12 protein-coding genes are annotated in these 18,140 nt (G+C 64.0%); 5 read left to right on the top strand and 7 right to left on the bottom strand.

From position 1 onward, the window contains the following. Nucleotides 1-504 precede the first annotated feature (504 nt). Complete coding sequence (locus tag VNH11_11610; GenBank protein ID HVA47004.1) at nucleotides 505-3,645, bottom strand: YCF48-related protein; 3,141 nt, start codon at nucleotides 3,643-3,645, stop codon at nucleotides 505-507. 423 nt (nucleotides 3,646-4,068) lie between these two features. On the opposite strand from VNH11_11610, the gene VNH11_11615 reads away from it, so the two are divergent. From VNH11_11615 to pyrE, 3 genes are read left to right on the top strand one after another with little or no spacing between them, the layout of a single operon-like run. Beyond that, complete coding sequence (locus tag VNH11_11615; GenBank protein ID HVA47005.1) at nucleotides 4,069-5,403, top strand: PQQ-binding-like beta-propeller repeat protein; 1,335 nt, start codon at nucleotides 4,069-4,071, stop codon at nucleotides 5,401-5,403. A gap of 7 nt (nucleotides 5,404-5,410) precedes the next feature. Next, entirely contained in the window at nucleotides 5,411-6,352 is a 942-nt protein-coding gene (locus VNH11_11620) for an alpha/beta hydrolase (GenBank protein HVA47006.1), read from the top strand. A gap of 52 nt (nucleotides 6,353-6,404) precedes the next feature. Then, nucleotides 6,405-6,953: an orotate phosphoribosyltransferase gene (gene pyrE / locus VNH11_11625; protein ID HVA47007.1), complete on the top strand. Its 549-nt coding sequence runs from the start codon at nucleotides 6,405-6,407 to the stop codon at nucleotides 6,951-6,953. Nucleotides 6,954-7,055: 102 nt separating this feature from the next. On the opposite strand, the gene VNH11_11630 is transcribed toward pyrE, so the two are convergent. The 5 genes from VNH11_11630 to VNH11_11650 all read right to left on the bottom strand — a co-directional run bounded on the left by VNH11_11630 (nucleotide 7,056) and on the right by VNH11_11650 (nucleotide 15,070). After that, complete coding sequence (locus tag VNH11_11630) at nucleotides 7,056-7,883, bottom strand: hypothetical protein (GenBank protein ID HVA47008.1); 828 nt, start codon at nucleotides 7,881-7,883, stop codon at nucleotides 7,056-7,058. 249 nt (nucleotides 7,884-8,132) lie between these two features. Then, on the bottom strand, nucleotides 8,133-9,779 hold the full coding sequence (locus VNH11_11635) for a hypothetical protein (GenBank protein ID HVA47009.1): 1,647 nt from the start codon (nucleotides 9,777-9,779) through the stop codon (nucleotides 8,133-8,135). A gap of 48 nt (nucleotides 9,780-9,827) precedes the next feature. Continuing rightward, nucleotides 9,828-11,372, bottom strand: coding sequence for a glycosyltransferase family 39 protein (locus tag VNH11_11640; GenBank protein ID HVA47010.1), 1,545 nt, complete (start codon nucleotides 11,370-11,372; stop codon nucleotides 9,828-9,830). Nucleotides 11,373-11,618: 246 nt separating this feature from the next. Beyond that, a complete protein-coding gene (locus VNH11_11645; GenBank protein HVA47011.1) occupies nucleotides 11,619-13,862 on the bottom strand; it encodes a hypothetical protein in 2,244 nt (747 codons plus the stop codon). Between the two features lie 53 nt (nucleotides 13,863-13,915). Continuing rightward, a complete protein-coding gene (locus VNH11_11650; GenBank protein ID HVA47012.1) occupies nucleotides 13,916-15,070 on the bottom strand; it encodes a glycosyltransferase family 2 protein in 1,155 nt (384 codons plus the stop codon). Between the two features lie 429 nt (nucleotides 15,071-15,499). Here VNH11_11650 and VNH11_11655 point away from each other — a divergent pair, with 429 nt between their 5' ends. After that, nucleotides 15,500-15,880 (top strand): hypothetical protein, encoded by a 381-nt coding sequence (locus VNH11_11655; protein HVA47013.1) that lies wholly within the window; start codon nucleotides 15,500-15,502, stop codon nucleotides 15,878-15,880. Here the strand turns inward: VNH11_11655 and VNH11_11660 are convergent, their stop codons facing one another. Further along, nucleotides 15,881-16,657 carry a DUF1080 domain-containing protein gene (locus VNH11_11660; protein HVA47014.1) on the bottom strand — a complete coding sequence of 259 codons (777 nt, stop codon included), beginning with the start codon at nucleotides 16,655-16,657 and terminating at the stop codon, nucleotides 15,881-15,883. It abuts the gene before it with no gap. A 608-nt stretch (nucleotides 16,658-17,265) separates the two neighbouring features. Between VNH11_11660 and VNH11_11665 the strand changes: the two genes are divergently transcribed. Beyond that, nucleotides 17,266-18,140, top strand: an 875-nt coding sequence (locus VNH11_11665) for a signal recognition particle receptor subunit alpha (GenBank protein HVA47015.1), incomplete at its 3' end; no start/stop codon positions are given.

Consider the following 18,140-nt stretch of genomic DNA (forward strand, 5'->3'; position numbering starts at 1 on the left):
AGGCGGCCGCACCGCCCGCCGTTCGGCTGCTGAGAACACATCGCCTGGCGATGATGAGCACTAGGGCGGCGGTCCGACGCCGGCCCCTTCGTGACGAGTTGGGCAGCGCGGCGCTCAAGCGTCGCCGCGGGTCTTTGACAACTTACTGCGGGCTTAAAAGCTTTTATAAGCGAACGTCGATGCGTTCGCGCGAGGCTGTAAAGGCATGTCCGAATTGGTGTTGCCGCTGGGCCATGACGCTGAATGCTTGAATTTTTCCCACAAGCGCCGGCGTCAACTGGCAACTGTTGCCAGTTGGCCGACTCCCAGTCTTGGCAGCCTTCCAATTTGCTTGGCAGCCTTCGAAAAAACGCGGGAAAAACGTGGCAGTGCCCAGAACGGTTGGCAGCCTTCGAAAGTCTTGGCAGCCTTCGAATTCGTCGCGGAAGGGGCTGGCCGGCATTCATGAGAGATGCAGGGCGCGGTACGGCCGCTGCTTCGTCGACGGTTGGTGGCTGGCTCGGCTCAGTCGAAGATGAGATACCCAAAGCCCTCCGGAACAACCGCGGCGGCGGCCGGCGTCGTCCAAGACTGCAAGCCGACGCCCGGAATGGTGCGCTGAATGCCCAAAGCCCACGCCTCACGCGCGTGCGGCGGCTGCGGAACAAGCTCGGCCCAGGCAATGGCCGCTTCCACCGTCCAGGTTTCTTCGTGATGCCCGGCAGCGACAAACCACTCCGGGTTCCATCGCGCGTCGTCCCAGCACGCTTCACCCGTCCAGCCGCGATGATCGACGCTCAGACGAAACCAGGTGGACCAATCGCGATCGAGGTCGAAATAGAAGTCCACGCGGTCCTGACCGTCCAAATTCGGATCGCGTGGCCGGGGAGACTCGCTTGGCGCATAGGCCACGCCCGGTGCTTGCCGGCATTCGACGGCCAAATACAGGAACTCGCCGTCGTAAGCCAGCATCGCCTTGGCCGGGCAATCGACGTCCTCCGGAAGCGGGCCTTTCAAGTCGACGCGCTGAGCATGCTGCCAGATGTCGTCGTCAAGTTGGCCGTCGAGTCGCGGCTTGGCACCGCTGGCCGCGCGCAGCACGCTTTTCGGCGGCTGATCTTTGGGATCGTTCAGCCAGTGCTCGCCGGCGGCGCAGGCCCACCAGGCGTCGTGAGCCCGCAGACGCGTCACGTCGTCATAATACCGTTCCGCCGGCTTGGTCATCCCTTGTTTGCGGTGGGCCGAGGCCAGGGCAAAACGGACCGTGGGCTCGGCAAAGGTCGCCGGGCTGCGCTGCTCGAGCAGCTTGCCCAGAGCGGCGGCACGCGCCGCCCAATCGCTCTCCAGTGTGTTGTCGATCACCAGCGCGCGGCCGCGCATCTGCCCGCTGTCGGTCTGCGACGCCACCTGGTTTCTGCCGGGCAAAACCTGCCCCAGGGCGGTGGCCGGCGGAAACATGGTCACCTGACCGGCGACTTGCGCGTCCGTGGCTTGCCGCCCGCTCGCCTGGGCCGCGCGCCGCAGGTGCCAGGCGACCTCGCCGCTCGACCAATAGCGCACCAGCCAGACCAGCGCCGCCTCGGACAGCGGATGGTCGGGATGCTGCTGGGCCAGCAGTGCGAACGTTTCGGCGGCCAGGCCCCATTTGCCGCTCTGCCGGTAATGTTCGGCCAACTGATACACGACGTTGCCCGCCCGCGTCGCGTCCAGGCCGGAGGTGAGATCGTTGATCTCCGCCAGGTAGCGGGCCGAGTCGAGCTGTCCCCGTTCCGAGCGCGTGATCATGGCCTGCACGTTCCGCTGCTTCTGCGACATGCGCCGCAGCAGATCGATGCCCTGCGTCGAGAATTCGCTGATCATCCGCCGCGCGTCGCCGCCGGGGTGCAACGCGATGCCGCTGAAGAAATCGTGTTCGCCCACGCGCTGCGGCAATGTGTCGACGTAGAGCCGAAAACCGAGGTTGGCGGGCACGGCGGCATACCGCTCGAAAATCAGCCCGCGCGGAGTCATCGCGCGGTCGGCCAGCGACTCGCCCAGCCGCTGCGCAAGCTGCGAGGTCGAGAGATTGAGATCGCCAATCTGGCCGTCGGGCAGGCTGCCGAAGACTTTTCGCACTTGCCAGGCCGGCAGGCCCATCTGGCCGATCTGCTCCGGGAAGCAGGTCGGATCGGCCGCTTGCTCGACGGCCCCCAGCACGATTTGGTTCATCAGATGGGCCGCCGGCCTTTCGCCTTTCAAGCTGGCGGCGTGCGTGACGACGATCTCCGGCCGCCAGCAGCGAATCTGCTCGACGACCTGCGCCTGCACCCGGTCGATTCCGTCCCCGTCGTTGAGCCGGTTCCACGACTCGACAATCTGTTCGGCCGTGCGAGCGATCTCCGGGGGCGAAGAGGGAAAGTTCCAGGCCGTCTGAGCGTGGCTGGCGCCGGCCTCGACCAGCGCCGCGTGACTGCGTTCGGTCAGACTTTGCGAGGCGGAGCCGGCATCCGCGTCGCTCCGCATCAAAAGCTGCACCGCGCCCAGATAGCCCTCGTTTCCGGAAAGCCGCGCCGCCAGCTCCAGCGGAACGTCTTCGGCCCGCCCGTAGAGTGCCAGCCAGGCGGCGCGCGTGCCGCCGGAATGCTGCCGTTGCCAGGTACGCCCACCGTCGATCGTGCCCAGGATCGTACCCAGCGCGCCGACGGCCCAGCCGTGCAAATTGTCGCTGAAGGCCAACGCACGCAGCGGCAAGGTCTGTCCGGTATCGAACGCCTGCCAGGTTTTTCCACCGTCGGGGCTGGTCAGAACCTTGCTGCCGGGAGAACCCGCGATCCAGAGGCGCGAGCCGCGGATCTCCAGCGCGTGCCAGTCGAAATCGGCTCCGATCTCGGCAGCCGGATCGCCGGCGGGAAGTTGCCAGCTCGCGCCCAGGTCGGCCGTGGTCAACACCAGGCCGCCGTCGCCCACCAGCCAGCCTTCTTTCTCGCCCGAAAACTTCAGCCGGTTCAGGCCGCGCAGACCGAAGCCCGGCGTGCGGGCAGGCTGCAATGCTCGCCGGCGGACCGCCGCCAGCGTACCGGCGCGTCCGGCGGCCGCGCCGTTGTGCGGATCCACAAAGTCGGCGGCCAGCCACCCCGGCCCATCCATTCCCAGCATCGGGTCCCAAGTGCGTCCGCCGTTGTCGGTGACGAATACGCCGCTGGGAAAAAGCGCCGACGGTTCGCCGCAGGCCCATCCGACGTTGCCGCTGAAAAACTTGACGCGTTTCAGCGACGGCAGCATCAGGCCTTTGTCTTGGGCCCAGGTCCGCCCGCCGTCGCGCGTGCGCAGCAGCACGCCGCGGCTGGTGTGCGTATAGGGATGGAACCAGCCGCCGGCGGCCCAGCCGCTTTCGGCGTTCAGAAAATGGATGCTCGTCAAGCGGCAAGCCAGGCCGGTCGATTGTGCCCGCCAGTGCTTGCCGCCGTCGATGGTGGCCCAGATCACTCCCCGGTCGCCGGCCGCCCAGCCGTGCTGCGCGTCGACGAAGGCGACATCGGTCAGTTCGGCGTCTTCCTGCATTTCTCGCAGCCAGGGAGGCGGCTGGTCCGAGGCACCGGCCGGCCCTGCCGCGCACGCGAACAAGCAGGCCCCAAGTGAGACGCGGCAACAAAGCACGAAAAATCGCCGCCCGAGCTGGCCATCCATGGCTTCTTTCCTTTTCCGAGACGGTTGGAACCGCCCCGATTCTAGCCGACACGCGGCGGCGCACCTACGCGGCTTTTTGCAAAGGATTAACTCTTCTGGGCACGTGGTCGTAAGGTGGGACAAGCGAGCTTGCGAGCGCCGGCCCACCGTGTTGGACGTCGCTTTCGGTGGGCCGGCGCTCGCCAGCTCGCTTGTCCCACCTTACGCTTCGCCGGAACAAAAACCGTTTAAGCAAAATACCGCCAACCCATGCAAAAGCCCAAGTTTTCACCGGCCCAGGCTCTGCCCCAGCCACCGCCATTTGTCTCAGCAACCACGGTTCCCAAGGGTTGAAGAGTCGCCTGCCCTACCTACAATCAAACATCTCAGTGCCAGACCTTAACTTGCAGTCGCCGGCCGTTGCCGGCAGAGGAGAAAACCATCGTGAGCGCAAACTTGATCCGTTCGTTCTGGTGGGCGGTGTTGGCCGCCGGGGTCGGTTCGTCGGCCCTGCGCGCCGACGATTGGCCGCAGTGGCGTGGCCCGACGCGAGACGGCGTCTGGCACGAGACGGGCCTCGTCGAAAAGTTTGATGCTTCGCACATCAAGCCGCGCTGGCGGGTGCCGATTTCCAGCGGCTACAGCGGACCCACCGTCGCCGACGGCCGCGTCTTTGTCACCGACCGCGTGGCCGAACCCAAGCAGATCGAGCGGGTCCACTGCTTCGATTGGAAGACCGGCGAAAAAATCTGGTCGCACGCCTACGACTGCGAGTATCGCGACGTCGGCTATACCGCCGGCCCGCGGGCAGCGGTCGCCATCGACGAAGGGCGCGTGTATTCGCTGGGCGCCATGGGCCACTTCTTCTGCTTCGACGCGGCCAGCGGCAAAATTCTTTGGAAGCTCGATCTCGACCGCGAATACCGAATTCGCATGCCCATCTGGGGGCTGGCCGCCTCGCCGTTGATCGAAAACGACCTTGTGATCCTGCAAGTCGGCGGCGAAAACGCTTGCCTGGTGGCGTTGGACAAGGTCACGGGCAAAAAACGTTGGCGGGCCATGCAAGACGACGCCTCGTATGCCGCCCCGATCGTGATCGAGCAGGCCGGCCGCCGCGTGCTGGTCTGCTGGACCGGCCAACACGTGGCCGGACTCGATCCGCCCACCGGCAAAGTGCTGTGGGCCTACCCCTTTCCGCCGTCGAAGATGGTGCTGGCCATCTCCACGCCCGTCGTCGAAGGCGATCACCTGTTTGTCACCGCGTTTTACGACGGCTCGCTCATGCTGCGGCTGGACGAAAAGAAGCCCGCCGTCGAAAAAATCTGGCGGCGCGTCGGCCTCAGCGAGCAGCATACCGACAGTCTGCAATCGCTGATCGGCACGCCGTACATGAAAGACAACTTCGTGTATGGCGTCGACAGCTACGGGGAGCTGCGCTGCCTGGAGGGCGACACGGGCGACCGCCTGTGGGAAAGCCTCGACCCAATTCCGCCCGAATTCCAAGACAACCCTCGGCTGCGGCGGTGGTTCAACATTCACATGGTCGAAAACCACGGCAAGATTTGGATGTTCACCGAACGTGGCGAGCTACTGATCACCAAGCTTTCGCCTAAAGGCTACGAGGAGATCAGCCGAGCGAAGCTCATCGAACCCACGCGCGAGCAGCTCAACGAGCGGGGCGGCGTTTGCTGGTCGCATCCGGCGTTCGCCTACCGCCACGTGTTTGCCCGCAACGACGAGGAGCTGTTGGCCGCGGATTTATCGGCCGAATCGCGGTAACATCGGTATGCCCACCCCCTTTCATCGCCGGGACGTGCGTTTCGAAAGCCAGGGACTTTCGTGTGCCGCCTGGTACTACGTGCCGGCCGATCTGGCGCCCGGCGAGCGGCGAGCGGCGATCGTCATGGCCCACGGCTGGTCGGGCGTGAAAGAGATGTGCCTGGCGAACTTCGCCGATGCCTTCGCCGCGGCGGGCTTCGTCGTGCTGGTGTTCGATTATCGCTATCTGGGCGGCAGCCAAGGGGAACCGCGCGGCCAGATTCTGCCCGACGAGCAACGCCGCGATTACCAAAACGCCATCACGTGGGTCGCCTCGCAACCCGAGGTCGATCCCGAACGCATCGGCCTGTTTGGCACGTCCTACAGCGGCGGGCACGTGCTGGTGGTGGCCGCCGAAGACCGCCGCGTCAAAGCGGTGGTCGCGCATGTGCCGGCCGTCGGCGTGCGTTCGACGACGCTGCGCTGGCTGCGCCGCGGCATGTTCAGCGAAGTGTGGCACGCGGCAAGGCTGATCGTGCGGCAACTGCTGCTGCCTGGCCAAACGTTGATGATTCCGGTCGTCAGTGCCGGCGGCGGCCCGGCCACACTGCCCGGCAAGGAAGCGTGGCAGTGGAAGCAGCGGACGGCGAAGCTGGCGCCCGCATGGAAGAACGAGGTGACGGTGCGTTCGGTGATCGCGGGGTTGCGCGATTCGGTGCGGCCTGTCATCCCGCGGATTGCGCCGACGCCGCTGTTGATGGTCGTGGCCAGCCGCGACCACTATTGTTTCACCGACGAGCAGCTTCGCGCCTTCGCCACGGCCGGCGAGCCGAAAAAGCTGTTGCAGGTCGAGGGCGGCCATTTCGATTTCTATGAAGAGCCGGGACTGGCTCAAGTATTGCCCGCCCAGGTAGAGTGGTTCACGCGGCATCTGCCCGCCAAGACAACAAGGCACCCAGACGAACCTTGAACGTCCGGCTTGCTGAAGAGACGGGCAAGTTCACTTGAAAGGTCCGACGACCATGTACGACAAACAGGCTTTGATGACCCTGGTGCGCGACAAGGCGCTGAAGTTCGGCGATTTCACGCTCGCCTCCGGCAAGAAAGCAAGCTATTACCTCGACGGCAAACAGGTGACGCTCGATGCCGCCGGCGCCCGGCTCGTGGGCGAAGGGATTCTCGACCTGCTGGCCGGCGACCTTCCGGCTGCCGTCGGCGGCATGTCCATCGGGGCCGATCCGATCACCGCCGCGGTCGTCACCATAGCGGGCGTGCGCGGGCTGCCGCTGGCGGGCTTCTTGGTCCGCAAAGAGGCCAAGGGACATGGAACGCAGCGTTTTATCGAAGGTCCCGTGCAGCCGGGCGACCGCGTGGCCATCGTCGAAGATGTGGTGACGACGGGCGGCTCGTCGCTCTTGGCCATCGAGCGGGCCGAAGAGTTTGGCCTGGTGGTGACGCGCGTCATCGCCATCATCGACCGGATGGAAGCCGGAGCCGCCGCCTTTGCGAAGCGCGGCTACCTCTTCAGCAGTCTGCTGACGATCGAAGACTTCGGCATTTCGCCACCGTAAGCCGCGTGCGTCCGCATCACTGGCAGCGATCCGGTGGCGAGTTCCCGCCTCCAGACGCCACCGCGCCTCTGGGCTGTTGTCGCTCGACGGCAAGAAAGTCGTTCATGGGGCTTCGCTCGGCTTTGTTACGCCAAGTTGCTCACTCACGCTATTCGCGATGTGAGCATAGGCTCCCAGTTGATTCTCCCAAGTGACTCGATTCGAGTGAACCTGAAATGACCATTGGTCGAGGGTAACCGAGAAGGCATCAAACCGGGTCAAGACGCACCAATAGTGTGTTACATCATCCGGTGCCGTGATAGGAAAATTGACAAGATTTGTCACAGTTGCCTGCATCTGCAACTGTTGCAGTCCTTCCCCGAATTGATTCTTCGCGGTACCGGATTCTGCCGTTAACTGATTGATAACAATATCTTGCCGACCCGCTTGGTGAAGTGCCCTAACCCAAGGACGATCTTGATAAGCCAGGTAGTATTTGGGCTCGTCGTCGTAGACATGGAGAAAATAACGGCCGTTCGAGTCCCGATCCCCCAAAGCCAATGGCACCAAGCATGTGAGTCGTATCAGGTCGGCAATCAATTGGCCCTGATAGGATGCCTTATTCGTGGCATGACGCTGGAGGGAGGACTTGTTGCGGTAGAACTTTGCTTCCACCCAATTGTGGTGCCGCCAACCGTAATTGCCAAGCCTCCGGTTCGCGACCATCAACCGCCGAGTATTGACGTAAAGATCGACACGACGCGGTAACGCCGGATCGTACCGCCGTTCTGCCTGCAGATGCTGTATCGGATGGCCAACGTTTCTGCCATTCAGCTCTTGCAATATCGCCATGCTTAGGACGCCAATGATGCCAGCCTCGTACTGCTGAACAGCGTAGTGGTTTCCCAAGAGCAATTCGGGCAGCGCAACAAATGCCTGTTCGATGATCATCGGACATGTTGAACGTGTCGTGAAGGTACGCTCACGGACAATTCGCCAATTCCCTTGAAAGTCACCGAGCCATCAACGGGGTTGGCTTCGCCTGTGATCTCTATCCTCGCTGGCGAAAAACCTGGTATCACAAGAGTGTATGTTTCGCCCGGCATGAGCCCTGTGTTGTTTGGCGGTCGAAGTACTCCGCTCCACCCAACGTTTCCCGCCGACGGACCCGTGATAGGAACGGAACTGTCGACCTCGACGTTAGCGCGAATCACCTGGCCAGCCTGTCGGATTTCGGCGTTCTTGAATACTGCCACTGCTCTTCTCCTTGATCGGCACCGGTGCCCATGGCAATTCTACTGCGATCGACTTCGATCTAGCAAGCTTGAGTTCGCCAAACCTCTGATTGACTTTCCCGACGTCCGCCGTAGCGTCATCGGCGGCAGCACCGGCCACAGAGTCGCCGAAGCGGCGGTGACGGTAGATGTATAGCCCGTCGCTCTCCTCGACGAACTCATAGTAACGAGGGAAGCTCTCGATGACCTCCAACGGCCAGCAGTCGGTGTTGCTGTCGATGGCCTCGCGATGCTCTTCCAACGTTTTGCGGAGGAACAGCCACTTGATGCGCCCGTCGCGCAAACGTTCGACCAGCGGCGCGGCGTCGAGCGTTCCGTTGTCGACGAGCAACATGTAGAGAAACGAATCGTTCAACCAGGGACGGTGGCCGGCGGCCAGCGCCACCTGCACCATGCGTCCATCGGCCAACAGGCCGACGTCGGACGTTTCACCGGCCAGCCAGCGCTGGGCCGTTTCGTAAGACGGCGATTCCTTGGTCGGCGAGCGGCCGCGCCGCCGAATCTCGCGGAGATGCGGCACCGCCAGAACAACGGCCAACAGGCCGACGGCCAGCCGCGTGCGACGCGCGTCGAGCGTCCAGAGCCAGGCCGCTCCGTCGACCACAATGGCCAGAGCGGCCAAAAGCGCCGTTTCTAAAAAGTAATTGATCTCCGAGCCGCGCTTGCAGACCAGTACGGCCGACATCGCCAGGCTGAGCACAAACCCCAAACCGAAGAGCGACTGTGCGAAACGTTGCGGCGAAGCGACGAACCGCCAGGCCACCACCATCAGTGCCCCCACGGCCAGCGGCGAAAGCAAGAATTGGTGGGTGAAGAGATAGCCCCGCCAGAGATACATGGGGTTGCGGTTGCCCAGCAACACGCCCGACAGGAAAAAGCCGTCGCTGGCCCAGTGGACCGCGCCCCACGCGACGGCCCCCAGCCCAGCCACCAGACTCACGAAAAAACCGGCATCGCGCCAGCGGCGGGTGGCCGCGAGGTGCGCCGCGATGGGCAGAGCGTTCAAGGCCACGGTCGGCTTGACCAGCGATCCGGCCGCGATGGCCAGCGCCGAAGCGGCCAGACGCCGGCGGCCCGGCCCCACGGCCAGATAAGCGGCGGCGGAAAAGGCGATCGCCAGCATATCGACCCGCGCGTACGGCAGCCACTCGCTGACCGGCAACGACACCAAAAACAAGATCGCCGCCAGCAGGCCCAGGTCGAAGTTTCTCGTCTGCCGCCCCGCGGCCAACGCGGCCAACGCCGCCGCCGCCAGCGCCGCAACGAGCGATACCAGTCTGCCGGGCACCAGGCTGTTCCGCCATCCGCCCGCCTCCGCCACGGCGTTGATAGCCCAATAGTAGGCCGGGCCGTAACAGGTCAGTGCGTAGGGCGGCTCGCTCAGCCAGGACGCGGACACCGGATCCGTGCGCATCCGTTCGGCCAGGGCGACGATCGGTCCTTCACCGTAGCTGCGATGGCGGTGAAACACCCGGTACGTCTGAAACGCCGCGATGGCCGCGACGCAGAGCAACAAGGCGGTGCGGACGGCGAGTTTTAGGATGCGGTCCATGCCAATGAAGTTGTTTTATTGCCGTGACGGCCTGGGAAGGCCATCCTCCTAGAACTCCCTCGCGGCCGGTGACGACGCGAGCTGCCGGCCGTACTTTCGATGGCGGTAGATATAGAGTCCCTGCTCTTCGGCCACCGGCTCATAGAACCGCGGCAGGGCCTCGATCACTTCCGGGGGCCAGGAATGCGTGTCGCGTTCGATGGTGCCCAGATGATAGGGAAGCGTGCGGTGGAAAAAGAGCCACTTGATACGCCCGTCGCGCATTCGCTCCATCAAGGGCGACGACTCGAGCGTGCCGTTGCCGACCATCATTGTGTAAAGATAGGGATCGTTCACAAGCGGCCGGTGGCCGGCTTCCAACACCATGTCGATCACTTTCGCGTCGGCCAACAGGCCCACGTCGGCAGGCTCGTCGGCCAACCATTGCCGCACCAGTGCGAACCACGTCGGCCGCGCCGGCAGCGAGCGATAAACGGCCCTGACTTCACGGGCACTGGGCACCGCGATCAGGGCGGCCAAAACGGCCATCGCCGCCATGGCGCGACGCGCGTCGAGTTCGAGCAACCGCGGCAGGCCATCGACGGCGATGGCCAGGCTGGCCAAGAGGGCCGGTTCCAAAAAATAGTTGATCTCGGCGCCGCGCTTGGCGCAGAGCAGCGCCGAAATGGCGAAGTTGATCGCGAAGCCCAGGCTGAACAGCGACTGCATGAATCGCCGCGGCGACGAGAGCACCAACCAGGTGGCCGTCAGAAACGCGCCGGTGGCCAGTGGCGTTGGCAAGAATTCGTAACTCGTGGCGTAGCCCTTCCACAGCGACATGGGGTTGATGTTGCCGAGCAGGACCGCCGTCAGGAAAAACCCGCCCGTCGCCCATTGCACCGCGGCCCAGGCCGCCACGCCCAGCGAGACCACCCAGGCGGCGAACCATGCCGCCTCACGATACCGCCGTGTGGCCAGCAGATGCGCGAAAATAGGAACGGCGGTCAGGGCGGCCGTCGGCTTGGCCAACGAGCCGGCCGCCACGCACACCGCGGCCACGACGATGCTCCGCACGTCACGCCCCACCGCCCAGTAAGCGGCCGCGGAAAACATCACCGCCAGCGTGTCGACCCGCGCGAAAGGAAGCCAGTCGACGAAGGGGAGCGAAACGAGAAACATCGACGCGGCCAACAGGCCGATTTCGCTGCTGCGGGTGTGCCGCCGCGCGGTCAGGCCGGCCAGCGCGGCCGTGGCCAGGCCGCACGCCAGGGCGACGATGCGGCCGGGAATAAAGCTGTGCTGCCAACCGCTGAGTCGGACCACCAGGTTGGTGACCCAATAATAGGCCGGTCCGTAGCAACTCAAACCGTAGGGCAGCTCCCGCATCCAGGAAGCCGACACCGGTTCCGCTCGCATTCGTTCGCACATGGCCAAAATGGGGCCTTCGCCGTAGGTGCGCCTCGTCAGGTCGAAGATCAAGCACGTTTCATGGACGATCGCGGCGGCGATCGCCAGCGAGATGGCGAGACGCGCGACGAGCTTCACGGCCGGCGGCGCCGACCAGGCGGAGTGCCGCGAGTCGTTATCCGCCACGGCTGCTAGGCTGCTTTCCATAACCGCACCGATGCGCTAAAGGCTCCTTCCAAACGCTGGGTGTTCTAACCGAAGTCGAGCGCCGCGGCCAAGAGCAATGATTAGCTTGCGCGTTTAACTGTAGGGTGGGACCAGCGAGCTTGCGAGCGCCGGCCCACCGTAAGCGACGTCGTAAAAAAACGACGCCGTCAAACGGTGGGCCGGCGCTCGCAAGCTCGCTGGTCCCACCTTACTTTGATGGCGCAAACCGTTCCGAAACGCTTCAAGTTACGGCACGCCGTAGAGAATCAACTTTTCGCTGTGGGCGACGACCGGCAACTGCAACTTCCATTCGCGGCCGGTGAGGACGTTGGTGAAACCGAACTCACGGCCGAGCCGGCGCCAATCGGCCGTGTCGCGCGCTTGCCAAAGCTCAAAACCGCTGTGCTCCATCAAGCCGCCCCAATTCTGCCACCACTGCGGACGGGGCGTGAGGATGTCGTCGCCGTAAACCCGCTTGACGATGTGGTTCATCGCCGGCCCCGACTCCGGAACGTAGGTGATCTGGTTCATCGCCTCGCCGTTGAGCAGCACCGCGCGGCGCGTGCGCAACTGCACCAGCCACATGCGCGGAACGACGAGCAACATGCCCGATCGTTGCCGCGCAGCCACGATGACCGGGTCGTTCTCGGCCACGTCGAACAGCCGAAAGCCCGCCTGCGCGCGTTGGATCAGCGGCCCGGCGACCAGCGCAAAACATGCGACAACCGCCGCCATGCGCCACGCGCTCGGTGGCTGGGGTAGAGAACGTAGGGTGGGACCAGCGAGCTTGCGAGCGCCGGCCCACCGTTGGCGACGTCGATTACGGTGGGCCGGCGCTCGCAAGCTCGCTGGTCCCACCCTACGGCTGTGGCACATAAGCAAACAGCCGACACCGAGCCAAGTACCGCCTTTGACGAGAAACGCCAGCCACAAGCAAGCCAACGTGCCGGTCCGCAAAGCCGTAGCGACGCTGGGCCATGCAAGGCGGTCGAGTCGCTGCAGCAGCCATAGTACCGGCACCGCCGACCAAAGCAGGACAGCCAGGTGCAGGTCGCTCTTCCACAGCCAACCCGCAACCACGATACACGCCAGCGCACCGCAGCGCACGAACTGCCGCACACGGTAGCTCGCCGCAACGTGCGAATGCGACGCCAAGACGTAAACCAGAATCAGACCGCTGGCAATAAACACCTTGTGCGCGGCGGGCACGTAGATGAGTTGCTTGGAGAGCATCAGCGTTCGCAGCAAGCAGAACAGCGACAAGCCGGCCAAGAGCACGTCGATCGACCACACGCGTCGCCCACGGGCCAACAAGCCGATCAGCACCGCCGGGTAGGCGATGACCGCCAGGTTGATGAACCTGCCCGGCATCGCCATCATTACGGCCAGGGGCAGCCAGCGCGAGAAGTGCGTGAGCGCACAGAGCGACAGGCTTCCCAATGCGGAAATGAGCAGGATGCGCAGCAGGAGCCGCGACTCGCGCGGCAGCTTCTCGGCGAACCACGCCTGCACAACCGCACAAAGCATCAGCAACGCCCAACCAAATTGGCAATCGACGCTGCCCAGCGGAAACGGTACGCGGTGGTTGTCCCAGCCTTCGACGAACGCGGCCAGGAGTTGTTTCGATTGCACCGGGTCGGCCGCGGGCAGTCCGCGGGCGAGAAACTGTTGCACGCAGAAGCTGACGGCGGTGACCACGAGCCCGGCCGCGAACCAGCGGCCGTGGCGAGCGGCCGGCGTCAGCGTGCCGGTGGTTTCCCTTTCCAATTGCGGGCGGCGGACCGCGGACTCGATGCCGGCAATGGTACTACCGGGAGGCTCACGCCTCCCGCTCGCCACGGCCGATCGCCAACTCCAAAGCATCGCCACTGCCGTCGTCAGCACGCACCATCCGCCCAGCGCCGGGTGTACGGCGGGTGCGAGACCGCACAGCAGAGCGGCGGCGCGCCGCAGGCCAAGCCCCCACAGCGACCAGACGAAGAGTGTGCAAGCCGTGCCCGTCACGCCGTAGCTGGTCCAATACTCGTCGGGCACGATGAACAGCGGATAAACCGCGCCGCACCCTTTGCAGACGTTGGTCGCCAGATAGAGCATGGGCACCATGCAGGCCACCAGCCGGTCGCGGCTGAAGGCGTAGGTGATCAGCCCCAGCGCCTGCTCCACGAGCACCGAAGCCGCACAGGCGATAAGCATCGAGAGCACGCGTTCCGAAACTCCGCACGCCAGCAACAGGGCCGGCAACTGGTGCAGCAGCGTCCAGGCTTTGATGTGGTACATGTAGAACGGGTTGTTGGCCGGATACTCGACCACGCCGGCCACCACTTGCGCGCTTTCCACGGCGATTTGCCAGCCACAGGTCAGCCCGAAGTACAGCCCGCAGACAGCGCCGACGAACAACACCGACGCCACGTCGCCATAGTCAACGGACGGCTTCGCGCGGCGGTTCGAATCGGCCGCCAGCCAGCGGGCCTTTCGCGCGCTTGGTCGCAATGGGCGCGCAGGCGAGCGCCGTCCGAGCGGAGGCCGATGCGAGATGTGGCTGGCTATCGACACGATTGCGATGAGGGATGAGGGATGAGCGATGAAGGGGCCAGCGGGTCGTCGAAGCCCAGCGTGTCGCGGACGATATAATTCGGCCGCTTCTTCGACTCCAGAAAAATCGACGCGATATAGGTTCCCAGAATGCCGACGCAAATCAGTTGCACGCCGCCCATAAAAAACACCGCCGCCAACGTGGCCGACCAGGCGGGCACGTCCGCGCCGCGCCGCCAACCGGCCAGCAGCCACACGAAATAAACGCACGCCGCCGCCGAGAAGAACAACCCGGCGGCCATCGACAGCTTGAGCGGCAGGTCGGAGAACGAGATCAGGGCGGAGTCGATGAAGTTGCGGATGACCTTCAGTCCCAGCACGTGAAACTTGGTTTTGCCCGACCAACGGGCCTGCCGCGAGTAATAGACCTTGGCCTGCTTCAAGCCGATCCAGCAGACAAGGCCGCGCAGGAACGGTCGCTGTTCGTGAAACTGGGTCACCAGATCGACGGCCCGCCGCGAGAGGAGTTTGAAATCGCCCGCCTCGCGTGGCAAGTCGATCGTCGACACCGCCCGCAGGATGGCATATCCGAGCCGCGTGACCGCCAGCTTGAGCCGCGTTTCGCCCGCCCGCGAGCGGCGCACCGTGTGGACGACGTCGACCTCTGGGTCCCGTTGCCACACTCGCACCAGATCCGGGATGACTTCGGGCGGATCTTGCAAGTCGGCGTCCATGTAGATCACGGCGTCGCCACGGGCATGGCGCATGCCCGACAGCACGCAAGGCGACACGCCGAAATTGCGCGACATGTTCACCAGCCGCACCTTCGGCCGCCGCTCGATCTCGGCCCGCAGCAGTTGTTCAGAACCGTCGGTCGAGGCATCGTTGACGAAGATCAACTCATAGTCGCCGATCGTGCCCGACTGGCAGAGTCCGTCGAAAACGGCGCACGTGCGGCGGATCAACTCCGGCAGCACGTCCTGTTCGTTAAAGAACGAGAACACGACGGAAACGGCGGCGCTCGACCCGCGATTGCCGCCGCCCGAACACGTGGCGGCGAGCACGTCGGCGTCGTCTTCGGGCTGCCAAAAGTCGGTCGGCGCGTTATGTCTGGCGGAGGCCACGCCCGTCGACAGGCCGGCCAGATCGCAGTCATCGGCGAGCATGGTGCGAATCCCTTCGCGTGCGGATGTTCCTTTGCGCACCAGTATCCGCCTGGGCCGGACTGGGTCAAGACGAGTCTGCCGAAAATGGGACCGTGGTTGGCCGCGACCGAGGATGAGAGTGAGACGTCGGCGGTAGCTGGGGCAGAGCCTGGCCAAGTCGAGGCTGGCAGTTCGTTCATCTCGGCGGCCAGGCGATGCCCCGGTTGGACGCACCGGGGCATCGCTTGGCCGCCACGCTATTGAAGACGCCACCCGCTATCTGGCCAAGCTCTGCCCCAGCCACCGCTTTTCCTAGCGGCAAAGCATCTCATTCTCGGCCGCGTGAATTACATCAAGCGGCCTCTGGCCGGGAGGCTCGGACTGGCGGTAGACTAAATGCGATCCGCCTTGCGCGGATTGCCACCTGCACGAACCCGTCGAGATTCACCCATGCCGACCAACCGAAAACCCGACGACGAGCGGACCTCCGAAGACTACCGGCAATCGGCCGAAGATTCGCTGGAGCTGGCCAAAGTGCTGGCCGGGCAAGGCGCGATGAGCGACCAGGACTTCCTGCAGCGCATGGCCCGCAGCGACGAAATGGTGGACGACGACGGCGAAATCTGCGGCATGTGCCACAACATCATTCTCGGTGCCCAGCTTGCCCGTGAGATGATCGAGGCGGGCGAATACGAAGACGTGGTGAGCAAATGGGCCGAAGAGAGCCAGCGTCGTTGGCGCGAGAGCAAGTTTTTCAAGCTCTGGCAGGTCGAACAGCAGGCCGGCCGCGATCCGCACAAGGCGTTTGAGGAGCGCGGTTGGGAACCGTAATCACGGCGACCTTGAGACAGCGGCCGAAGCCACTTGCGGTTCTGGGCGATCGGCCAGCTCCCGGATCCAGATGTTCCGAAACCGCACCGGATTTCCGTGATCTTGGATTTGCAACGGCAGCTTCTCTGGGTGCGGCTCATAGGCCGGCGCCCGGTCCCAGGCGGTTGTGCCGAGCAGTTCCGAATGGTTCTGGACCACGACGCCGTTGTGCAGCACCGTCACGTAGCCCGGCCTGAGCAGCTTGCCCGTGGCGTCGAACTTTGGGGCGTCGAAAAGGATGTCGTAGCTTTGCCACTCGCCGGGCTTGCGGCAGGCGTTCACCAAAGGCGGCCACTGCTTGTAGATCGAGCCGGCCTGCCCATCGAAGTAGGTCTGGTTGTCGTACGAGTCGAGAACCTGGACCTCATAATGGCTTTGCAGGTAGATGCCGCTGTTGCCCCGGCCCTGTCCCGTGCCTTTCACTTCCGCGGGCGCGGCCCACTCGACGTGGAGTTGGCAGCTTCCGAAAGCCTGCTTGGACGTGATGGTTCCTCCTTTGGCGGTGGCCACGCCCTTCTCGATAAGCCACTTCTCGCCGCCTTGCCACTGGGAGAGATCGTGCCCATCGAAGAGGACAAGGGCGTCCGACGGCGGCGCACCGTTTTCGCCGGGCGTCACGGCCTTCGGCTCCGGCCAAATCCGGCCGCTTTGATACTCTTCGGCGACGAGCCAGCCGGCGAGGCCGGCAGCCACGCACGCGACAAGGCAACTCTTCAAACCACGCGACGACAGGACCATGGGCGAGAATCTCCTCTGGGCAACGACACACAAAACTTTGCTGAAACAAATGCCATTCGTACCGCGCCCGGAAGGCGCTTGCAAACGAAAAGCACGGTAAGATGGGGCCAGCGAGTTGGCAAGCGCCCATCGCTTACGCAACGAGCTGTTTGCTTAACCCCTGTGGCGCTCTGCCCAGCCACGCATCAAAACTTAAAGGTGAAATGTATCGTTTCGATACATGCGTTGCATAATGCAACAGCGAAATGCAACAGTCGAGCCGGGAGCTTGGGTTTCCAAGCTCCCGACCCGCTCGCGGTTGCTTACGCGCCGGATTTGCGTCCAACGCTCCGGGAAGCCGGCTTCTCTTGTTCCGAAAGTCGCCGTTTTGTGATATTTCCCAGCATTATCGCAGCCGAACTGTTACTTTGCCTCTTCTTCTTGCCGGCCCCGGACAACGCCTTCCTCAGTTCCGAATTGCCTCTTCTCGGTCCAGAGAAAGCGACTGTCGAGCAGTTATTCTGCAATCGGGATGCCAAAAGCGACGTTGCACGCTGAATCACGAACGCTTTGCAAGCGGCATGGAAAATTGCTAACATACGAGTTTTCCCCGTTCCGCCCTAAGCGTCATGTTCGAGTCGCTGCAGCAAGGTCTCAGTTCCGCGTTCCGCTCGCTCACCGGCAAAGCCCGGTTGACCGAAGCGAATATGCGCGAGGGTCTGCAGCTTGTCAGGCAGGCCCTGCTCGAGGCCGACGTCAGCGTCGATGTGGTGCAGGAGTTTATGGGCCGCGTCACCGAGCAGGCGGTGGGCGAACAGGTGCTCCGCTCGTTGCGGCCCGAACAGCAAGTCGTGGGCATCGTGCATCAGGAACTGGTCAACCTGATGGGGCCGGTCGATCACTCGCTCCATCTCCGCGCCGACGTCACGGTGCTGATGCTGTGCGGTCTGCAAGGCTCCGGAAAGACGACGACCTGCGGCAAGCTGGGCCGCATGATCCAGAGCCGCGGCCGCAAGCCGCTGTTGGTGGCCGCCGACTTGCAGCGTCCGGCGGCCGTTCACCAATTGCAGGTCATCGGCGAGCAGCTTGGCCTGCCCGTCTATGCCGAAGAGGGCGCCACCGATCCCGTGGCCGTCTGTCAGAACGCGGTGAAATATGCCCCGCAGGTCGAGGCACAGGTGGTGGTGCTCGACACGGCCGGTCGGCTGCACATCGATCACGAGTTGATGGAGCAGCTCAAGCGGATCGACCGCCGCGTCAGCCCCGAGCAGGTCTATCTGGTGGTCGACGCCATGACGGGCCAGGACGCCGTGACTAGTGCCAAGGCGTTCAACGAAGCGTTGGAGCTCGACGGCGTCATCATGACCAAGCTCGACGGCGACGCCCGTGGCGGCGCCGCCTTGAGCGTCAAGGCCGTGACGGGCGTGCCGATCAAGTTCATCGGCGTGGGCGAGCATCTGGACGCCTTGGAAGAGTTTCACCCGGAGCGAATGGCGGGCCGCAT

The organism is Pirellulales bacterium (assembly GCA_035533075.1).
Taxonomy (GTDB): domain Bacteria; phylum Planctomycetota; class Planctomycetia; order Pirellulales; family JAICIG01; genus DASSFG01.

Coding starts and splice junctions, on each gene's coding strand:
- VNH11_11610 (HVA47004.1), bottom strand. CDS start 3,645: ATGGATGGCCAGCTCGGGCGGCGATTTTTCGTGCTTTGTTGCCGCGTC.
- VNH11_11620 (HVA47006.1), top strand. CDS start 5,411: ATGCCCACCCCCTTTCATCGCCGGGACGTGCGTTTCGAAAGCCAGGGA.
- pyrE (HVA47007.1), top strand. CDS start 6,405: ATGTACGACAAACAGGCTTTGATGACCCTGGTGCGCGACAAGGCGCTG.
- VNH11_11630 (HVA47008.1), bottom strand. CDS start 7,883: ATGATCATCGAACAGGCATTTGTTGCGCTGCCCGAATTGCTCTTGGGA.
- VNH11_11635 (HVA47009.1), bottom strand. CDS start 9,779: ATGGACCGCATCCTAAAACTCGCCGTCCGCACCGCCTTGTTGCTCTGC.
- VNH11_11640 (HVA47010.1), bottom strand. CDS start 11,372: ATGGAAAGCAGCCTAGCAGCCGTGGCGGATAACGACTCGCGGCACTCC.
- VNH11_11650 (HVA47012.1), bottom strand. CDS start 15,070: ATGCTCGCCGATGACTGCGATCTGGCCGGCCTGTCGACGGGCGTGGCC.
- VNH11_11655 (HVA47013.1), top strand. CDS start 15,500: ATGCCGACCAACCGAAAACCCGACGACGAGCGGACCTCCGAAGACTAC.
- VNH11_11660 (HVA47014.1), bottom strand. CDS start 16,657: ATGGTCCTGTCGTCGCGTGGTTTGAAGAGTTGCCTTGTCGCGTGCGTG.